Source organism: Janthinobacterium sp. LM6 (assembly GCF_002002885.1).
GTDB classification, from domain to species: Bacteria; Pseudomonadota; Gammaproteobacteria; order Burkholderiales; family Burkholderiaceae_D; genus Janthinobacterium; species Janthinobacterium kumbetense.
This window is the reverse complement of record NZ_CP019510.1, coordinates 4411608-4431308: the sequence shown is the minus strand read 5'-3', so window position 1 is coordinate 4431308 and position 19701 is coordinate 4411608. Positions and strand designations below refer to the sequence as shown.

Sequence of the window (19701 nt, the reverse complement as noted above, 5' to 3'; positions counted from 1 at the left end):
CAACGCCGTTTGCTGTGGAGTGCCCATTTTAATCGACTCTCGGTGACATACGGCAATTTCATGTCCTGCCGGCATGGCGCCGGCTCCGGTATCATGGCGCCTTTGCCCGCGAGATATTCATGCTCAGTCCCGACCAGTTCCTGGCCTTCCTGGCCGCCGCCGTCCTCATTACCGCCAGTCCCGGCCCCGACAACCTGATGGTGCTGGGCGTGGGCATGTCGCGCGGGCGCCGCCAGGGCATGGCCTTCGGCCTGGGCTGCGCCCTTGGCTGCCTCACGCACACCGTGCTGGCGACCATCGGCGTATCGGCCCTGCTGGCCGCCTCGCCCACGGCATTTACCGCGCTGAAAGTGGCCGGCGGGCTGTACCTGGTGTGGCTGGGCATCGGCGCCTTGCGCAGCCGTGGCGGCGCCAGAGTCGATGGCGCGGCCGCCTTGCCCGACGAGTCCTTGCTGCGTTTGTTCGGCAAAGGGCTGTTTGCCAACAGTATCAATCCGAAAGTCGTGCTGTTTTTCCTGTCGTTCTTGCCGCAGTTCATCGTCGCGGGCCAGGGCAATGCCAGCTGGCAGACGGCGCAGCTGGGCCTCGTCTTCACGGCGCAGGCGTGCGTGCTGTTTGGCCTGCTCGGCTACTTTTCCGGCGCCGTCGGGCTGTGGCTGAACCGCCGCCCGCGCGCCGGCCTGTGGCTCGACCGGGTGGCCGGCACCATCTTCATCGGCCTGGGCTTGCGCCTGATCCTGGCGCGCTGAGCTCTTGCCTGGCGGTAATGCGAAACGCCAGTTCCATCTGATCCTGCACGGCCATGGCGCCGCCCAGGACGGCGAAGGGGACGATGCCGAAGTCGCTCTGTTTCAAGAGCAGGCTGCCGCTGGCCTGCAGGCGGCGTCCATCGGCCGCTTGCTCAATGCGCACCGGCAACTGCAGCGTGCGCGTCACGCCATGCAGGGTGATGTCCGCCTCGAGCACTTCCTTGTCGCCCGTGCGGCGCGCCTCGATGTTCACCCACGGATAGCGTTCCGCCTCGAGCACGCGCACCAGCATGTTTTGGCGCGTGCCGGCGATGGCGTCGGCCGACGGCATCGTCGTCAAGCCGGCCGCCTGGCGCAGGCTGGCTTCATCCACACTCATCTCGTCGAGCCGGAAGCGGAACTGCGCGCGTCCCGGCGCGGGCGCCACCACGCCCTGCAGGCTGCGGCTGGCCACCACGTGGTCATGCCCTAGCCGCGCCAGCGCGCCGCCGCGGCGCACGGTGATGGTCAGCAGGGACTCCTCGGGCGCGATGTGCAGCAGGTGCACGCCTTGCCGCTGCCACGCGGGCGCGGGCATGGCGGCCGGTGCGGCCGGTGCGGGAGCGGGGGCCGGCGCCGGCGGCAAGGGTATGCAGGACGCCAGCCCGGCGCAGGCAAGCAGGAAAATAGCGCGGATGGTTGACGGCAGGCGGTGGTTCTGGCTGGGCATGGGCGGACGAGGCAAGGGCGATGGGGGAATAGTACGCGATCCGCGCGGCGGCGCGCGTGCAATGTTAGAGCTACGTCATAAGGCGGTCATATGCCGCTGTTATGATGCTTTTGTTGGCACACAGCATGCGGTGCGCAAATCACTACGTTCCGGGAGCGATAGGATGCAGGCATGACTCAACAGCTTAGCCGGTGAGCTCAACCATCGGCACCAGACATGTAAAAATTGTTTTATGGCAAGATCCGCAGGGCGGGGCAAGGGAAATGCAGGAATTGGGCGGGGATTTAATGAAGTCCTAAGCCTGTCCGAGGGAAGGACTGGCATAGTGGATACATGGCGCACGGAAACCCCGGGCGCAAGGTTGCCGGACACCTCAATGACCGGCACGATTTCCACTTTTCATGTGTTTTCCGTTTTATCCCTGCGCTCTGAAACAGCGTTTCAACCGGCTGCCGCGACTTGCGAAGCCGGTTTTTTTTGTCCGGATTTTCGTGCAGGGCCGGAAAATGCCCGGCGCCGACGTACTGCGGCGCCGGGCGCGGGCGCTTAACCCGTTTGCTTGGCCAGCCATGCATCGACGGCCGGCAGGCGCTCGGTGCGTACCTTGATGCGGTACTTGATGCCGGCCACGGAACTGTCGGCGTCGCCGCGCGCGCTGGCCGGCAGATTGGCCTGCGCATACGCTTCCAGCTTGACGATCATTTCCGGCTGCGCCGAGCCGGCCGCCAGGCGCGGGAAGTAGCGGCTGCGCGAACTGGCGTCGATGCGCGCATTGACTTGCTCCAGGTGCGCCAGCGCGAAGTCGAACGCCAGTTCCGGATGCGTGCGCGACACGCGCGAGATCATGGCCGGGCTGTTGGTCACGCCAGGTTCATCCGTCAGCGCCAGCGCCAGCGCGCGCTGCGCCAGGGCCGTATCGTCGGTCGAGGCCAGCAAGTCGTACAGCTGGTTCTTGACCAGCGGCGTCTTTTCCTGCTGCGCCTTGGCGTGCAGCTGCTCCCAGGTGGCGGCGTCCGCATGCTGGGCCACGACGCCCAGGATGGTGCGGCGCAGCGGCGCGGGCATGGCGGACGGATCCTGTTCGCTGGCCGCGTAGCGGCGGCGCGCTTCCGCGATCACGCCCGGCTCGCCCATGTCGCCGAGGATGGCAATCAGGCGGCCGCGCAGGGTCGCCACGCTCGATGCTTCGCCCGCGCGCGCTTCCCAGCCTGTCTGCGCCATCATCGGCGCCAGGCGCGCCATGGCAAAGCGGGCGAAAGCCTGCTGGCGCGCCGTATCGCCTGCATACTGTTCATACAGGCCGTTCAGCGCGCCGGCCACGCGGCCCAGCACTTGCGGGTCGGCCGACAGCGGCGTGGCCTTCACCAGTTCCAGGAAAGCCGCCGGGTCTTGCAAGCCCGCCATGCCCAGCGACTGGCTGTCCGCCAGCAAGCCCAGCTGGTCGATCGGCGCCAGGCGCGCGAAGCTGCCCGCCAGCGCGTGCGTGCCGGTCGGCGCGTACAGGGTACGGTAGTAGCCGCTCTGGCCCGCGTTCACCAGCAGGGCGCCGCAACCGGGCACGTTCAGGGTGGCCTTGCCATTCTTGACCAGCACGCGGGCCAGCTTGCCGTTGCCGACCGTCGACGCGATGACGGGCACTTTCCACGACAGCGCTTTCTTGTCCGGCTGGTCCTTGGAAAATTCCGTCTGCGTCAGGGTCACGCGCGTATTGCCTTTCCGGCACACGGCGTCGCTCACCGTGATCATCGGCACGCCCGGCTGCAGGGTGAAATCATGGGCGATGGCGCTGACAGGCTTGCCCGCGGCCGCGTCGACTTCGCGCCACAGGTCGTCGGACACCGTATTGCCATACGCATGCTTGCGCATGTAGCTGCGCACGGCCGTGCGCCACGTGTCGGCGCCCACGTACGCTTCGAGCATGCTGATCACGGCCTTGCCCTTTTGGTAGGTGATGCCGTCGAAGGCCTGGCTGGCCTGTTCCACGGTGGCGATGCGCTGCACCACCGGATGCGTGGTGCGCAGCGCATCCTGGCTCATGGCCGATTCGCGCCCGCCCACCTTGGACAGGGCCGTGTTCCATTCGGGGTGCAAACGCTCCGTGGTGCGGCTTTCCATCCACGAGGCAAAGCCTTCGTTGAGCCACAGGTCGTCCCACCAGCGCATGGTGACCAGGTCGCCGAACCACTGGTGCGCCATTTCATGCGACAGGGTGGTGTAGATGTTTTCCTTGTCCGACTGGGTCGAGATGGCCGGGTCGAGCAGCAGGCCGTATTCGAAGGTGAACACGGCGCCCCAGTTTTCCATGGCGCCGAAGAACTGGCTGCGGCCCGGCGCGGCGATGTTGTCGAGCTTGGGCAGCGGGTAGCGCACGCCGAAATAATCGTTGTATTCGCGCAGCAGGGCGGCCGACTCGTCGAGCGCGAAGCGGCTTTGCGCCAGCGCACCCTTCTTCGTGATGACGCCCAATTCCGTGCCGTCGGCCATCTTTGTCGCCCGTTCGAAGTCGCCCAGGCCGAAGAACAGCAAATACGTCGACATGCGCGGCGTGGTGGCGAAATACACGTGCTTCATGCCATTGCCCAGTTCTTCGCTGCTGGCGATCGGCATGTTGCCGACGGCCATCTGGCTGCTCGGGACGACCACGTCCAGCGCGAAGGTGGCCTTGTAGTCCGGTTCATCCCACGACGGCAGCATGCTGCGCGCGTCCGAATTCTCGAACTGCGTGTACAGCGCGCGCTGGCGTCCTTGCGGCGTGTCGTAGTCGAGCGAGAACAGTCCCGTGGCCTGCGTGCCGATCTTGCCGGTGTAGTCGATGCGCAACAGGTACTCGCCCTTGGCCAGCGGCTCGGCGAAATGCACGGTGGCCGTCTGCTTGTCCGCGTCGATATCGATCTTGCGCGTCACCTGCTTGCTGCCGCCCGCGCCTTCGATGGCGGCGGCGGCAAACGCCAGGTTCAGGGCATTGAACGTGATGCTGGCCGTCGGCGTGTCGACGGCCACCTTGATGGCGGCTGCGCCCTTGAAGGTGGAAGCGGCGGCATCCGGCGTGATCGACAGGATGTAGTGCAAGGGCGTGACCCCGCGCGGCAGCTGCGTGGTGGTGCCAGGGGAGTGGCTGGCCGAGGCGTATTTGGCGGCGGGTGCGGCGTGGCCCGGGGTAAAGGCGGTGACGGCGGCCAGGGCCAGGACGGCGGCGGCCAGTTGGCTGCGGCGGAAACGCGGAGTCGGTGTGCGATGCATGGTATGCCCTTCGTTCATGGGTAAAACGCCCGCCGGCCGGGTAGGCTGCGAGCGTTGATGGCGGTTGGGGGACATCGCTGGAACTGGAAGCCAGCGTTCCCGTACAGCAATCTAAGTGGAAACGGGGGCAAAGTCAACGCGCCAGGAGCGCCGCACCACGACGGTGCGCTGGTATGATGGGCGCCTGACCGCCTTGCCACAGGCCGGTGCCGCACCTGATTGTCAACCACCCTAACGAGACGAGACGAGACCTGCACATGAAACTGTATATCAGCCCCCGCACGCCGAATCCGCGCCGTGTCACCATGTTCATCGCCGAAAAAGGCATCACCGGCATCGAGGAAGTGGCGCTCGACCTGATGGCGGGTCAGCACCGCGATCCCGCCTTCCTGGCGAAAAACCCGCTGGGCCGCGTGCCCGTGCTGGAATTGGCGGACGGGCGCGTGCTGACCGAAACGCGCGCCATCTGCACTTACCTGGAAGGCTTGCAGCCGCAGCCGAACCTGATGGGCGAAGGTTTCGAAGAGCGCGCCTTCATCGAAATGGCCGACCGCCGCGTGGAACTGCATTTGTTCAGCGCCGCCGCCAACTGGGTGCGCCACGGCCATCCGGCCCTGGTGGCGCTGGAAAACCCGCAGTTTCCCGATTTCGCCACGGCGCAGGCGGGCAAGCTGCGCGAGACGGCGCAATGGCTGGACCAGGTGCTGGCCAGCCAGCCCTACATCGCCGGCGAACGGTTTACGATTGCCGACATCACGGCCTTCTGCGCGCTGGAATTTGCGCGCGGCCTGATGAAGTACCGTCCCGGTGCGGAAGGTTTGCAGCACCTGCAGGCCTACCGCGACCGCATCGCCGAACGCCCCAGCGCGCAGGCGAAGTAGGCCCATGAAAAAACGCCTGCGCCGGAAGATCCGGTGCAGGCGTTCTGTCTTGCGGAGGCCGTCAGGCCGGGTTGACTTCGACTTCCTTACTTCAGCTGCTCCAGCAGGAAGGTGTAGGTCAGCGCCCACATCAGCGCCTGCTGGTCGTTGTTGGCGGCGCCCGCATGGCCGCCTTCCGTGTTTTCCCAGTACAGCACGTCGTGGCCTTGCTCTTCCATCTTCGCCACCATCTTGCGCGCATGGCCAGGGTGGACCCGGTCGTCGCGCGTCGAGGTGGTAAACAGCACGCGCGGATATTTCTTGTCCTTGAAGACGTTCTGGTACGGCGAGTACTTGCTGATGTACGCCCATTGTTCCGGCACGTCCGGGTCGCCGTACTCTCCCATCCACGAGGCGCCCGCCAGCATCTTGTTATAGCGGCGCATGTCGAGCAGCGGCACCTGGCTGACGACGGCGTTGAACAGGTCGGGACGCTGCACCAGCACGGCGCCCGTCAGCAGGCCGCCATTGCTGCCGCCCATGATGCCCAGGTGGCGCGGACTGGTGACCTTGCGCTGGATCAAATCCTGCGCCACGGAGATGAAATCGTCATACGCGCGCTGGCGGTTTTCCTTCAGCGCCGCCTGGTGCCAGCGGGGGCCGAATTCGCCGCCGCCGCGGATGTTCGCCAGCACGTACACGCCGCCTTTTTCCAGCCACGCCACGCCCGTGGTGCCGCTGTAGCTTGGTTTCAGCGACATTTCAAAGCCGCCGTAGCCATACAGCACGGTGGGATTGCTGCCGTCGAACTTCGTCTTCTTGCCCATGATGGCGAAATACGGCACCTTCGTGCCATCCTTCGACGTCGATTCGAACTGCTCCACCTTGTACGGCGCCGCGTCGTAGTAGGCGGGCAGCGACTTGATCTTTGTCCGCTTGTCGCTCTGCGCCGTGGCCAGGTACAGGGTGGTCGGGTTGAGGAAGTCGGTCACCGTCAGGAAGTACTGCTCCGAGTCGACGGGGTCGAGCGCGCTGACGGCCAGGGTGCCCAGCTTCGGCGCATCGACGGCGCGGCGCTGCCACTTGCCGTTCACATGGCGCAGTTCCGTCAGGCGGTTCTTGACCTTGTCCAGGGTGGTGACGAGGATGGCCGACTTGGTCGCCGTGACATTGTCCAGCGAAGACGTGGCCGTCGGCGCGTACAGCACTTCCAGTTCCTGCTTGCCCTGCATGAAGGCCTTGAAATCCGTCGCCAGCAATGAGCCTTGCGCATAGGTCTTGCCGTTGACTTTCCAGTCCGAGCGCAGGGTGATGACCAGCTGGTCGCGCACGGTGAAGGCCGTCGCGTCATCCGGTTTCGGCACTTTCTTCAGCCCGGCGCCGTCGCGCAGGAACATTTCGCCGCTGTAGAAATCGATTTGCCGCTCGATGAACTGGTGTTCGTGGCCGGGCGTGAAATCCTTGTAGGCGCCCGCGCTCAGGTCGTCGGCTTTGGCTTCATACAGCGTTTGCGCCTGCGCCAGCGGCGTGCCGCGCTGCCACTGCTTGATGATGCGCGGGTAGCCGGAGCTGGTCATCGAGCCGGGGCCGAAATCCGTGGAGACGAGCAGGGTGTCCTGGTCGATCCAGCTGGCGCTGCCCTTCGCTTCTGGCAGGGTGAAGCCGCCGTCGACGAAGGCGCGCCTGGCCACGTCGTATTCGCGCACCACCTTGGCATCGCCGCCGCCGCGCGACAGGGAAATGAGGCAGCGTTCGCCCTTCGGATACAGGCAGGACGCGCCGCCCCAGACCCAGTTTTCACTCTCGCCGGCGGCCAGCTGGTCGAGGTCGATCACGGTTTCCCACGCGGGTTCGGCCTGCTGATACTGCGCCAGCGTGGTGCGGCGCCAGATGCCGCGCACGTGCTGGGCGTCGCGCCAGAAGTTGTAGTAAAACTCGCCTTCCTTGCTGACGGAGGGAATGCGTTCCTTGGAATTGAGGATGGTTTTCAGGCGCGCCTGCAGGGCGGGAAAGCCGGGCTGGCTTTCCAGTTCCCTGGTGGCGACGGCATTGTGCTGCTTGACCCAGGCCAGCGGCTTGTCGCCGAGGACGTCTTCCAGCCACAGGTGGGGATCGGTGTTGGCGGCGGCGGGCGCGGGTGCTTGTGCATGGGCGATGCCCGCTGCGGCCAGGCCGAGCAGCATGCTGCCGGCGAGAGTGCGATATGACGACATAGAGGGTTCCTGGTTGGTCCGAGGGAGGCCGCGTTGCAGGCAAAACGGCGCAGCCATGGTGCCATGGATTGCTTTTGGGAACCAGTGTGACGGCGTTATTGGTATAGGTTTGACATGTTTTTCATATGATATTTCATTCAAATCCTATCGGCTTTATTTTCTGCGGCATTGGGTGGTGTTTGCGGATTTTAATTTCGTGCTTGCCGGAAAGTACTACACTGGCAACTTCGCCACTACCTTGATCTCGAACTGGAAACCGTACAGCCATGTGACGCCCACGGCCGTGACGGCGGGGTGGGGCGCGTCGCCCCAGTACTCGGCCTGCACGATGTTCCAGATGCGCTGGAATGTCGCTTCCGGATTGACGATGAAGACGGTCACGTCGACCACGTCATCGAAGGTGCAGCGGGCGGCGCGCAGGATGGTGTTCAGGTTGTCGAACGCCAGCCTGACCTGGGCTTCCAGTCCGGGTTCCGGCGTGCCGTCCGCGCGACTGCCCACCTGGCCGGAGACGAACAGCAAGCCTTGGGCCCGCACGGCGGGTGAATAGCGGTTTTTCTCATACAGCGCCTGGCGTCCGGGCGGAAAGACGACGTCGCGCGTGGTCACTGTATTGCTCACTGCATTACTCATGGCATGGCTCCCTGGAGGTTGCCGCCCGACGGCGGCCTGGGCAGAACTTTAGCGCCGGCAGTCGCGCAGATAAAGGCGCAAGTTCCCCCAAGACTATTTGTATAATCCAAACAATCGGGATGGGGAGGTGGCGATGGACAAGTTGGATACGATGCGGGCATTCGTGCGGGTGGTCGAGACGGGTAGTTTTACCCGGGCGGCCCACACCTTGCACATGAGCCGCACGAGTGTCACGCAGCTGGTGCAGCAGCTGGAAGCGCGGCTGCGCTTGAAGTTGCTGAACCGCACGACGCGCAAGGTCAATGTCACGGCCGATGGCGCCGCTTATTACGAGCGTATCGTGCAGGTGCTGGCCACCCTGGACGAGCTTGAAGCCAGCTTGCCCGGCGCCGCGACGCTGCCCCGTGGCCAGTTGCGGGTGGACGTGCCCAGTCCGCTCGCCAGCCTGCTGCTGGTGCCGGCGCTGCCGCAGTTTTACGCCCGCTACCCGGACATCCAGCTGGACATGGGCGCCAGCGACCGCATGGTCGATGTGATAGGCGATCACGTCGATTGCGTCATCCGTGGTGGCGAGCTGCGCGACCAGTCCTTGATGGCGCGCAAGATCGGCGACTTGCAGCTGGCCGTGTATGCGGCGCCTGGCTATCTGCAGCGCGCCGGCATTCCAAGCCATCCGCAGGAACTGGAAGACGCCCGGCACCGTATCGTGCGCTTTCGCTGGGGGAGTGGCGGCAACGCTTACTCCGCCGTGATGCGGCAGGGTGGTCAGAGCGTGACGATCCAGGGCCAGTACGTGCTGTCGATAGACGACGGCAACGCTTACCTGGCGGCAGGGCTGGCGGGGCTGGGCGCCTTGTGGTTGCCGGATTACATGGCCCGGGCACATGTCGAGGCCGGGACCCTGATTCCCCTGTTTGCCGGCTGGCAGATCGCTCCCATGCCCTTGTACCTCGCCTATCCGCCGAATCGCCATGTCAGCATAAAACTGCGCGTCTTCATCGACTGGGTGGTCGAACTGATGGCGCGGCATGCGCCGCCGCAGCGCCATGAAACGGTTTCTGTTACTACATAGTGTACTCCTTAGGGCAGTTGATTGATCCACACGGGCGCCGACCAGACGATATTGCCATCGTCCTGCGTCAGCCGCGCGTAATAGAAATGGGGGCCGGGCGCGGGCGTGAGGCTGAGTTCGGCCTGATCCGATACCTGTGTGACGGAGCCATTGCTTCCTGGCACGCCGTGGAAGATGGCGACGGCGGCCGCTTGCCGCCCGGCGCTGTTGCTGAAGCTGATGGCCAGCTGCAAGGGACCGTGGTTGTCGAAGCGCTCGCCCATCAGCTTGCCATTGGCCGTAAACAGCAGCTGCGCGTGCTTGTCCATGGTGGCAAACACGCGGCGCGCGCGCAGCGCTTCGAGGAAGCCGTCGCGTGAGACGGGCGTGCCGGCGGCCGGGCTGGCCACCAGCACGGCCGTGCGGTTGCCGTAGGCCGCGCCCCAGTTGGCGCAGTGGTTGTCCTGGTTGCTGCTGAAGGCCACATGGTAGCCGGCCGCCAGGGCCCGGTTGCAGGCCGCCTCGTAATTGCTGCGCCGCGTCTCCGTTTCCTGGTCGTTGGTGGAAAAAGCGGACGTGTTCATGACTTCGCACAACACCATGGCCGCGTCGCCATCCGGCGTGTAGCCGAGCGGCTGGCCATCGACGAGAAACTGACCCGCATAGGCGGGGTGGTTGAATTGCCCGATCCAGCCCCGTTCGCGCATCAGCGCGTACAGGCCAGCGTAATCGCTTTTCGGCGTTTCCACGTCGGCCAGCAGCTCGCCCAGGGCATTCCTTTCCCAGCCCAGCAGCTGGTCGCTATTGAAGATGTTCAGGTGGCCGCCCTTGTTGATGACGCCCCATTCCATGCCGTACAGGGCCAGGAAGCCGGGATGGGCGGCCGAATACGCGGCCGCTTCGGCCAGGCCCGTCTGGTACAGGGCTATCGCTTCGGCAGGGGCTGCAGCGGCGTTGGTGCCATCGGAACCGTCATACATATGGTTGTGCTCGGATGTCAGCAGGGCGTCGAGCCCGTGTTCTTGCGCGTACTTGTAGGCATCGATGGGGCCGAAGGGCGCCGTTTGCGGGTCTTGCGCGCCATGGCAGGCATCGAGCGCCGCGCCGCCGTCGCTGTGGCGCGTCTGGCTGTGCAGGTTGGCGTAGACGATGCGGTACGCAAGCTGGCCATCCAGGCTGGGCAGTTGTTGCAGGCCGGCCTGGAAGGCGGGCACCCTGGGCGGCGCGCCGGCCCCCCGCTGCACCTGGATGTGCCATTGCTGTTCCACCTGCGCTTCCTGCGGCGTGCCGGCATCGGCCACGGCCAGCAGGCGCAGTTCATATAAACCGTCCGGGACCGGCACGCGCCGTTCGCGCGCATCGGCGTCGGCGCGGCCATCCCAGGGCAAGGTGACGCTGTGGCCGCCGGCCCCCACCTGTTCCGTACCCGACCAGCGCCGCAGCACGGCGCCTTGCGGGCCCGGGCCGGACAGTGTCAAGGTCCAGCGCACTGCATGCGCGCGCCCCTCGTCGGGATAGGCGAGGCGGACCAGAAAGGTGCGCGCCTGCGTTGTCCGTGCACCGAGCGCGGCGCGGAAGGGTGCGACGACAGTGGCGTCGAGTTCGCTGTGTTCCTTCGGATCTTGCGCGGCGACACTGTTGCTCCACGTTATGAGCAACACGCCAGCACACACGCAAGCGAGCCATGGCGGCCAAGGCGGCCAAGGCGGCCGCCAGCGGCGCAGTGTCTTGAGCATCGTGGCCTCCCGCAACGGCTTCAGATGGTAAGTTAGACAAGAGTTGCCACCTGCCGGTTCCCGCATGCACCAGCAAGTGGCGTGCTTGCACCGTGATTGGCCATGATCTGGCGCAAAGCCAGTGCAAATGGCGCCGCGCGCCCCTGCAAAAGCTGGCACGGCGCTTGCTACACAAGAGATACGGATCAACGGCGATCCCCTGAATAAACGCACAACGGTCCAACGACGGACCACATGGACAACGGCGTCCGCCCAGGCTGATTTTTTTCATCGGCGGGGGCGGGCGCCGTTTTGTTTTATCAACGGGATATTTCGGGAACCTATCATGGTCAGCCAAAAAGCAACGCGCATCGCGCTCTTCTCCCTCGCCACGCCGCCCATGCGCGCATTCCACCTGACGTGGATGGCATTTTTCGTGTGTTTCTTCGCCTGGTTCGCCTGCGCCCCGCTGATGCCGGTCATCAAGGGCGAGTTCGGCCTTTCCTTGGCGCAAGTGGCGAATATCAATATCGCGGCCGTCGCCATCACCATCCTCGTGCGCCTGATCGTGGGGCCCTTGTGCGACCGCTACGGCCCGCGCAAGACGTACACGGGCTTGCTGCTGCTGGGCGCCATTCCCGTGCTGGGCGTGGCCGCGTCGCAAAGCTATGAAAGTTTCCTGTTCTTCCGCCTGGGCATCGGCGCCGTCGGCGCCAGCTTTGTCATTACGCAATATCACACCTCCGTGATGTTCGCCCCCCGTGTCGTCGGCACGGCGAATGCGGCCGCCGCCGGCTGGGGCAATGCGGGCGGCGGTGCGGCGCAGGCGCTGATGCCGCTGCTGCTCGGTGCCGTGCTGATGCTGGGCGTGTCCGAATCGCTGGGCTGGCGCATCGCCCTGCTGGTGCCGGGCGTGCTGATGCTGGTCATGGCTGCCCTGTACTGGCGCTACACGCAGGATTGCCCGGAAGGCAATTACTCGGATTTGCGCAAGGCTGGCGTGTCTATTGAGGGGGGGAAGAAAGGCGGCTGGGCCAGCTTCAAGGCCGCCAGCGGCAATTATCGCGTGTGGCTGCTGTTCGTCACCTACGGCGCCTGCTTCGGCATCGAGATCTTCATCCACAACATCGCCGCCGTGTACTACGTCGACCATTTCGGCCTGTCGTTGAAATCGGCCGGCCTGGCCGCCGGCAGCTTCGGCTTGCTGGCCCTGTTTGCCCGGGCTTTGGGCGGCTGGATGTCGGATAAATTGGCCCTGCGCGGCAACCTGAACAGCCGCGTGACCCTGCTGTTCATGTTGATGATCGGCGAAGGCGTGGGCCTGCTGTGGTTCGCCAAGGTCGACAGCGTCACGTATGCCGTCATCGCCATGCTGGTCTTCGGCCTGTTCACCCACATGGCGTGCGGCGCCACCTACGCGCTGGTGCCCTTCATCGACAGCAAGGCGCTGGGCGGCGTGGCTGGCATCATCGGCGCGGGCGGCAACGTGGGCGCCGTGGCGGCCGGCTTCCTGATGAAGGGCACGGGCGACATCCGCCAGACATTGACCATCCTCAGCGCGCTGGTGGTGATCTCGGCCCTGTGCGCCATCGCCGTGCGCTTTACCCGCGAAGCGGCCGAACCGAACATGGCCGCGGCCTGAGGAGACAAGCATGAACCACCCCTTGAACATCGTCGTCCTTGGCCATGGCATGGTCGGACATAAATTCCTCGAACGCCTGGCCCTGGAAAACGCGCCGCACCTGCACGTCACCGTGCTGTGCGAAGAACCGCGCCCCGCCTACGACAGGGTGCACCTGTCCGAATTTTTCAGCGGCAAGTCGGCCGAGGACCTGTCGCTGGTGGCGCCCGGCTTTTTCGACAAGGGCAACGTCGTCCTGAAGCTCAATGCGCGGGCCGTGTCCATCGACCGCGCGGCGAAAACCGTCACGGCCAGCACGGGCGAAGTCTTGATCTACGACAAACTCGTGTTCGCCACCGGTTCCACGCCGTTCGTGCCGCCGCTGCCTGGCAAGGAGAGGGATGGCTGCTTCGTCTACCGCACCATCGAAGACCTGGAAGCCATGCTGGCCTGGGGCGCCAGATCCACCACGGGCGTGGTCATCGGCGGCGGACTGCTGGGCCTCGAATGCGCGAAGGCCTTGCGCGACTTGCAGCTCGACACCCACGTGGTGGAATTCGCGCCGCGCCTGATGGCCGTGCAGGTCGACGAGGGCGGCGCGCGCGTCCTGCGCCGCAAGATCGAGGAACTGGGCGTGACCGTGCACACGCAAAAGAACACGCTGGCCATCGTCGATGGCGAATCTGCCACGCACCGCATGCAGTTCGCCGACGGCAGCCATCTGGAAGCGGACATGATCGTCTTTTCGGCCGGCATCCGTCCGCGCGACGAGCTGGCGCGCGCCTGCGGCCTGGAGGTGGGGCCGCGCGGCGGCATCGCCATCGACGACAGCTGCGTCACGTCCGACCCGGATATCTACGCGATCGGTGAATGCGCGCTGTGGGGCGGGCTGGTGTTCGGCCTGGTGGCGCCCGGCTATGAGATGGCGCGCATCGCTGCCCGCCACCTGCTGCAGGAGGAGGGTGAGGCATCGTTCAAGGGCGCCGACATGAGCACCAAGCTCAAACTGATGGGCGTGGACGTGGCCAGCCTGGGGGACCCGCATGGCAATGCGCCGGGCAGCCGCTCCTACCAGTTCATGGACGAGCGCAAGCAGATCTACAAGAAGATCGTCGTTTCCGACTGCGGCAAGTACCTGCTGGGCGGCGTGATGGTGGGCGACGCCAGCGAATACGGCACCTTGCTGCAGATGATGCTGAATAAAATCGAGCTGCCGGCATCCCCCGAATTCCTGATCCTGCCGCAGGCGGACGGCCAGCAAAAGGTCGGCCTGGGCGTGGACGCCTTGCCCGAGTCGGCGCAAATCTGCTCGTGCAACGACGTGTCGAAGGGCGCGCTGTGCGCGGCCGTCGCCGGGGGCGCCACCACCATCGGCGCATTAAAATCCTGCACGAAAGCCGGCACTGCGTGCGGCGGCTGCGTGCCGCTCGTGACGCAGATCATGAAGGCGGAAATGCAGAAGCAGGGCCTGGCCGTCAACAACCACGTGTGCGAACACTTTGCGTACTCGCGCCAGGAATTGCACCACCTGGTGCGCGTGGGCAAGATCCGCAGCTTCGGCGCGCTCCTGGGTGCGCATGGCCAGGGTTTGGGGTGCGACGTGTGCAAGCCCGTGGCGGCGAATATCCTCGCATCTTGCTGGAACGATTTCGTGCTGTCGCCCGTGCACGCCAGCTTGCAGGATAGTAATGATTATTTCCTTGGCAATATCCAGAAGGATGGCACGTATTCCGTCGTGCCGCGCATGCCAGGCGGCGAGGTGACGGCCGACGGCTTGATCGCCGTGGGCATGGTGGCGAAAAAATACGGTTTATATACGAAGATCACGGGCGGCCAGCGGGTCGACCTGTTCGGCGCGCGCGTGGACCAGTTGCCGGCCATCTGGGAAGAATTGATCGCGGCCGGCTTCGAATCGGGCCACGCCTACGGCAAATCCTTGCGCACGGTCAAATCGTGCGTCGGCTCCACCTGGTGCCGCTACGGCGTGGCCGACAGCGTGGGCTTTGCGATTCAACTGGAGAACCGCTACAAGGGCTTGCGCACGCCGCACAAGATCAAGTTCGGCGTTTCCGGCTGCACGCGCGAATGCGCCGAGGCGCAGGGCAAGGATATCGGCCTGATCGCCACGGAAAAGGGCTGGAATCTGTACGTGTGCGGCAATGGCGGCATGAAGCCGCGCCATGCGGAACTGCTGGCGTCCGATCTCGATGAAGCGACCCTGGTGCGCTATGTCGACCGCTTCCTGATGTTTTACGTGCGCACGGCCGACCGCCTGCAGCGCACCAGCGTGTGGCGCGACAACCTGGAAGGGGGCCTCGATTACCTGAAGGCCGTCGTCGTGGCCGACCGCCTGGGCATCGCCCACGAACTGGAGGCGGACATGCAGCACGTGGTCGACACCTATGCCTGCGAGTGGAAGGAAGCCGTCACGAATCCCGCCGTGCGCCAGCGCTTCCGCCATTTCGTCAACAGCGAGAAGAACGATGAAAACGTGGTGTTCGTCGAGGAGCGGGGCCAGATCCGGCCTGCCACGCTTGACGAACGCCGCAGCACCGTGATTCCCATCCTTGCCGTGGAGGCGTGAGCCATGAATGCGATGAATGAATTGAACAGCGCCAGCGCCGACAACTGGGTGGTCATCTGCCCCCTGACCGACATCGTGCCCGACACGGGCGTGTGCGCGCTGCTGCAGGGGCGCCACGTGGCCGTGTTCCGCGTCGGCGATGCCGCGCCGCGCGTGTACGCCATCGACAACGTCGACCCGAACGCGGGCGCTTCCGTGCTGTCGCGGGGCCTGGTGGGCAGCATCGGCGAGCGCGTCGTCGTCGCCTCGCCCATCTACAAGCAGCATTTCGACCTGGCCAGCGGCGAGTGCATCGAAGCGCCTGAACACTCGGTGGCCGCCTGGCCGGCGCGCGTGTTCGGCGGCATGGTGTGGGTGGCCATATGAACACCGCCGCACGGCCGTCTTTAGTCGTCGTCGGCAACGGCATGGCCGGCATGCGCACGGTCGAGGAATTGCTGAAACTCGCGCCGGACCTGTACGACATCACCGTGTTCGGCGCCGAGCCGCACGGCAATTACAACCGCATCCTGCTGTCGCCCGTGCTGGCCGGCGAAAAGTCGGTGGACGACATCATGCTGCATACGCGCGACTGGTATGCGCACAACGGCATCACCCTGCACGCGGGCGATCCTGTCGTGCGCATCGACCGCCAGGCGCGCACGGTACAAGCGCTGTCCGGCATCACGGTAGCCTACGACCGCCTGCTGCTGGCCACGGGATCGACGCCCTTCATCGTGCCGGTGCCGGGCCACGCGCTGCCCGGCGTGATCGGTTTTCGCGACATCGCCGACGTCGACACCATGCTGCAGGCGGCGCGCCAGCACCGTCACGCGGTGGTCATCGGCGGCGGCTTGCTGGGGCTGGAAGCGGCCAACGGCCTGCAGCGCCAGGGCATGGACGTCACCGTGGTGCACATGAGCGGCGCGCTGATGAACCAGCAGCTCGACGCGCCCGCATCGATGCTGCTCAAATCGGCGCTGGAAGCGCGCGGCCTGCGTTTCCTGATGCAGGCGCAAACGTCCTCCATTCTGGGCAGCGCCCGCGTGGAAGGCGTGCAGTTTGCGGACGGCAGCAGCATACCCGCCGACCTGGTGGTGATGACGGCCGGCGTGCGCCCGAACATCGCCCTGGCGCAAGCGGCCGGCCTGCACTGCGAGCGGGCCATCGTCGTCGACGATTGCCTGCAAAGCTACGATCCGCGCGTGTACGCCGTGGGCGAATGCGTGCAGCACCGGCGCGCCACCTTCGGCCTGGTGGCGCCCATCTGGGAGCAGGCGCGCGTGTGCGGCGCGCACCTGGCCGGCGCAGGGCACCGCCGCTACGTGCAGCAGGCCAGCGCCACCAAACTGAAAGTGACGGGTATCGACCTGTATTCGGCCGGCGACATCCTCGGCGGCGAGGGCAGCGAAGACCTGGTGCTGCGCGACCCGCGCCGCGGCATCTACAAGCGCCTGGTGGTGCAGGGCAGCCGCCTGGCCGGCGCCGTGCTGTATGGCGACGTGCAGGACGGTCCCTGGTATTTCGACCTGATCCAGCAGCGCCGCGACATCAGCAAGCTGCGCGCCCATTTATTGTTTGGCCAGGCGCTGTGCGCCCAGGCCGCCTGACAGGACATTCCATGACAAGCTGCACGCCCGTGAAAACCACTTGCCCGTATTGCGGCGTCGGCTGCGGCGTGGAAGCGACACGCCTGCCCGACGGCGCCATCCGCATCGCCGGCGACACGGCGCACCCGGCCAACCAGGGCCGCCTGTGCGTGAAAGGCTCGGCCCTGGGCGACACCCTGGACCTGGACAAGCGCCTGCTGCAGCCGCAGGTGCGCGTCGACGGCGTGCTGCGGCGCGCTTCCTGGGACGCTGCGCTGGACCAGGTGGCCGGCGGCCTGCGCGCCATCATAGCCGAGCACGGCCCCGACGCCGTGGCCCTGTATGTCTCGGGCCAGCTGCTGACGGAAGACTATTATGTGGCCAACAAATTCATGAAGGGCTATGTGGGCAGCGCGAACATCGACACCAATTCGCGCCTGTGCATGTCGTCGGCCGTGGCGGGCCACAAGCGCGCGTTCGGCGAGGATATCGTGCCGGGCTGCTATGAAGACCTGGAACTGGCCGACATGGTGGTGCTGGTGGGCTCGAACACGGCCTGGTGCCACCCGATCCTGTTCCAGCGCATCACACGTATCAAGGAAACCCGGCCGCACATGAAACTGGTGGTGATCGACCCGCGCCGCACGGCTACCTGCGAGCTGGCCGATTTGCACCTGCCCGTGAAACCGGGCACCGACGTGTGGCTGTTCAACGGCTTGCTGTGCTATCTGGCGCGGGAAGGCGCGATCGATGACACTTTCGTCACGCAGCACAGCTCGGGCCTCGACGACGCGCTGGCGGCCGCCCACGTGGATTGCGGCGACCCCTTGCAGGTGGCGGCCATCTGCAAGGTCGACCCGCACGCCTTGCTGGCGTTTTACCAGGCGTTTGCCGCCACGCGCAAGGTCGTCACGGCGTTTTCGCAGGGCGTGAACCAGTCATCGAGCGGCACGGACAAGGTCAACAGCATCATCAACTGCCATCTGGCGACGGGACGCATCGGCCAGCCCGGCATGGGGCCGTTTTCCCTCACGGGCCAGCCGAACGCCATGGGCGGGCGCGAAGTGGGGGGCCTGGCCAACATGCTGGCGGCGCACCTCGACCTCGACCAGGAGGCGCACCGCGAAGCAGTGCAAACCTTCTGGGACTCGCCGCGCATGGCCAGCAAGCCTGGCCTGAAGGCCGTGGAACTGTTCCACGCGATCGAATCGGGTAAAGTGAAAGCCGTGTGGATCATCGCCACCAATCCGCTGGTCAGCATGCCGGATGCCGACCAGGTGCGCCGCGCGCTGGCCAGGTGCGAGCTGGTGGTGGTGTCGGACATCAGCGCCGGGTCGGATACGAACGTGCATGCCGACGTGCTGCTGCCCGCGCTGGGTTGGGGCGAAAAGGATGGCACGGTGACCAATTCCGAGCGCCGCATCTCGCGCCAGCGCGCGTTCTTGCCGGCGCCCGGCGAGGCGCGCGCCGACTGGGACGTGCTGTGCGAGGTGGCGCGGCGCATGGGCCATGCCGGCTTCGATTTTACTTCGCCGCAGGCCATCTTCGACGAACACGCGCGCCTGTCCGCCTTCCGTAACGAAGGGACCACACAGCGCCTGTTCAACCTGGGCCACCTGGCCGGTCTGGATGCGGCGCGCTACGATACCCTGGCGCCGCAGCAGTGGCCGCAGGGCCGGGCGCGCCTGTTCGGCGACGGGCGCTTCGCGCATGCGGGCGGGCGCGCGCGCTTCATTCCCACGGCGCCGCGCGCCCCGCGCAACATGCCCGACGAGGACTATCCGCTGATCCTGAATACGGGCCGGGTGCGCGACCAGTGGCACACGATGACGCGCACGGGCAAGGCGGCGAAACTGTCGGGGCATATCGCCGAGGCCTTCATCGACATCCACCCGCAGGATGCGCTGCTGTACAGCGTGCGCGAAGGCGAGCTGGCGCGCATTTCCAGCGCCTGGGGCGCGATGGTGGCGCGCGTCGTGCATGGCGGCGGCATCGCGCGCGGCCAGGTCTTCGTGCCGATCCACTGGAGCGACGCGAATGCGTCCGACGCGCGCGTGGGCGCCGTCGTCAACCCGGTCGTCGACCCCGTCTCGGGCGAGCCGGAATTCAAGCACACGCCCGTGCGCATCGAGCAGTTCCGCGTGCACTGGCATGCGTTTGTCCTGAGCCGCACGCCCTTGAACCTGGACGGCGTGGCGCACTGGACGCGCATCCAGGGCGAGCAATTCCTGCGCTACGAACTGGCCGGCCGCCAGCGCATCGAGGATCTCGGCGCCTGGGCGCGCGCGCTGCTGGGCGTGACGGACGAGAATGCCGACTGGCTCGATTATGCGGATGCCAGCGCCGGCGTGTACCGCGCCGTGCACCTGGACGAGGGGCGCATCGCGCAATGCGTGTATGTCTCTCCCCGTCCCGACCTGCCGTCGCGCAGCTGGCTGGCAGGCCTGTTTGCGCACGCGCAGCTCGATGCGGCCGACCGCGCCGGCGTGCTGCTGGGCCAGCCCATCGGCAAGGGCATGGACGCCGGTCCCACCGTGTGTTCGTGCTTTGGCGTGGGGCGCAATACCATTTGCGCGGCCATCGTGGAACAGCAGCTGACGACGACGGCGCAGGTGACGGCCTGCGTCAAGGCGGGCGGCAATTGCGGCTCCTGCGTACCGGAGATACGACAGTTGCTGCTTGAGGCGCGCAGCGCGGCCTGAAAATCTGTCCTTTCCGGCACGGCTTTGTTATATTGCCAGCTCTATAACAGAGAGGC

13 protein-coding genes are annotated in these 19701 nt (G+C 65.8%); 8 read left to right on the top strand and 5 right to left on the bottom strand.

Annotated elements, in window-relative coordinates; all coding sequences use genetic code 11:
* The first annotated feature begins 119 nt into the window (after positions 1–119).
* A complete protein-coding gene (locus tag BZG29_RS19495; RefSeq protein WP_034754929.1) occupies positions 120–749 on the top strand; it encodes a LysE family translocator in 630 nt (209 codons plus the stop codon).
* Here BZG29_RS19495 and BZG29_RS19490 read toward each other — a convergent pair.
* Both BZG29_RS19490 and BZG29_RS19485 read right to left on the bottom strand, forming a co-directional pair.
* Entirely contained in the window at positions 712–1458 is a 747-nt protein-coding gene (locus tag BZG29_RS19490; protein ID WP_253192654.1) for a YceI family protein, read from the bottom strand. The two genes, BZG29_RS19495 and BZG29_RS19490, sit on opposite strands and share 38 nt — an antisense overlap.
* Positions 1459–2004: 546 nt before the next feature.
* Positions 2005–4698 (bottom strand): M1 family metallopeptidase, encoded by a 2694-nt coding sequence (locus tag BZG29_RS19485; RefSeq protein WP_077406514.1) that lies wholly within the window; start codon positions 4696–4698, stop codon positions 2005–2007.
* A 257-nt stretch (positions 4699–4955) separates the two neighbouring features.
* Here BZG29_RS19485 and BZG29_RS19480 point away from each other — a divergent pair, with 257 nt between their 5' ends.
* Positions 4956–5579 (top strand): glutathione S-transferase family protein, encoded by a 624-nt coding sequence (locus BZG29_RS19480; protein WP_077406511.1) that lies wholly within the window; start codon positions 4956–4958, stop codon positions 5577–5579.
* 86 nt (positions 5580–5665) lie between these two features.
* Here the strand turns inward: BZG29_RS19480 and BZG29_RS19475 are convergent, their stop codons facing one another.
* Together BZG29_RS19475 and BZG29_RS19470 are read right to left on the bottom strand one after the other, a co-directional pair.
* Positions 5666–7771 (bottom strand): prolyl oligopeptidase family serine peptidase, encoded by a 2106-nt coding sequence (locus tag BZG29_RS19475; protein WP_077406508.1) that lies wholly within the window; start codon positions 7769–7771, stop codon positions 5666–5668.
* A gap of 213 nt (positions 7772–7984) precedes the next feature.
* Positions 7985–8380, bottom strand: coding sequence for a RidA family protein (locus BZG29_RS19470; protein ID WP_150131140.1), 396 nt, complete (start codon positions 8378–8380; stop codon positions 7985–7987).
* A 157-nt stretch (positions 8381–8537) separates the two neighbouring features.
* Here BZG29_RS19470 and BZG29_RS19465 point away from each other — a divergent pair, with 157 nt between their 5' ends.
* Positions 8538–9476, top strand: a complete 939-nt coding sequence (locus tag BZG29_RS19465; RefSeq protein ID WP_077406502.1) for a LysR family transcriptional regulator — start codon at positions 8538–8540, stop codon at positions 9474–9476.
* 8 nt (positions 9477–9484) lie between these two features.
* Here the strand turns inward: BZG29_RS19465 and BZG29_RS19460 are convergent, their stop codons facing one another.
* On the bottom strand, positions 9485–11116 hold the full coding sequence (locus tag BZG29_RS19460) for a CehA/McbA family metallohydrolase (RefSeq protein ID WP_253192653.1): 1632 nt from the start codon (positions 11114–11116) through the stop codon (positions 9485–9487).
* Positions 11117–11516: 400 nt separating this feature from the next.
* On the opposite strand from BZG29_RS19460, the gene BZG29_RS19455 reads away from it, so the two are divergent.
* Genes BZG29_RS19455 through BZG29_RS19435 form a run of 5 tightly spaced genes read left to right on the top strand, consistent with a single transcriptional unit; the run spans position 11517 to position 19645 of the window.
* Positions 11517–12812: an MFS transporter gene (locus BZG29_RS19455; RefSeq protein WP_077406499.1), complete on the top strand. Its 1296-nt coding sequence runs from the start codon at positions 11517–11519 to the stop codon at positions 12810–12812.
* A 10-nt stretch (positions 12813–12822) separates the two neighbouring features.
* A complete protein-coding gene (gene nirB, locus BZG29_RS19450; protein ID WP_077406497.1) occupies positions 12823–15375 on the top strand; it encodes a nitrite reductase large subunit NirB in 2553 nt (850 codons plus the stop codon).
* Positions 15376–15387: 12 nt separating this feature from the next.
* Complete coding sequence (gene nirD, locus BZG29_RS19445; RefSeq protein ID WP_077409194.1) at positions 15388–15741, top strand: nitrite reductase small subunit NirD; 354 nt, start codon at positions 15388–15390, stop codon at positions 15739–15741.
* Positions 15738–16964: an FAD-dependent oxidoreductase gene (locus BZG29_RS19440; RefSeq protein WP_077406494.1), complete on the top strand. Its 1227-nt coding sequence runs from the start codon at positions 15738–15740 to the stop codon at positions 16962–16964. Before nirD ends, BZG29_RS19440 begins: the two co-directional genes overlap by 4 nt.
* Positions 16965–16975: 11 nt before the next feature.
* Positions 16976–19645, top strand: coding sequence for a nitrate reductase (locus BZG29_RS19435; protein ID WP_077406491.1), 2670 nt, complete (start codon positions 16976–16978; stop codon positions 19643–19645).
* Positions 19646–19701 lie beyond the last annotated feature (56 nt).

Bases quoted from the DNA above. Each gene is read 5' to 3' on its own strand.
- BZG29_RS19495 (WP_034754929.1), top strand. From the start codon at position 120: ATGCTCAGTCCCGACCAGTTCCTGGCCTTCCTGGCCGCCGCCGTCCTC.
- BZG29_RS19490 (WP_253192654.1), bottom strand. From the start codon at position 1,458: ATGCCCAGCCAGAACCACCGCCTGCCGTCAACCATCCGCGCTATTTTC.
- BZG29_RS19485 (WP_077406514.1), bottom strand. From the start codon at position 4,698: ATGCATCGCACACCGACTCCGCGTTTCCGCCGCAGCCAACTGGCCGCC.
- BZG29_RS19480 (WP_077406511.1), top strand. From the start codon at position 4,956: ATGAAACTGTATATCAGCCCCCGCACGCCGAATCCGCGCCGTGTCACC.
- BZG29_RS19475 (WP_077406508.1), bottom strand. From the start codon at position 7,771: ATGTCGTCATATCGCACTCTCGCCGGCAGCATGCTGCTCGGCCTGGCC.
- BZG29_RS19465 (WP_077406502.1), top strand. From the start codon at position 8,538: ATGGACAAGTTGGATACGATGCGGGCATTCGTGCGGGTGGTCGAGACG.
- BZG29_RS19455 (WP_077406499.1), top strand. From the start codon at position 11,517: ATGGTCAGCCAAAAAGCAACGCGCATCGCGCTCTTCTCCCTCGCCACG.
- nirB (WP_077406497.1), top strand. From the start codon at position 12,823: ATGAACCACCCCTTGAACATCGTCGTCCTTGGCCATGGCATGGTCGGA.
- nirD (WP_077409194.1), top strand. From the start codon at position 15,388: ATGAATGAATTGAACAGCGCCAGCGCCGACAACTGGGTGGTCATCTGC.
- BZG29_RS19440 (WP_077406494.1), top strand. From the start codon at position 15,738: ATGAACACCGCCGCACGGCCGTCTTTAGTCGTCGTCGGCAACGGCATG.
- BZG29_RS19435 (WP_077406491.1), top strand. From the start codon at position 16,976: ATGACAAGCTGCACGCCCGTGAAAACCACTTGCCCGTATTGCGGCGTC.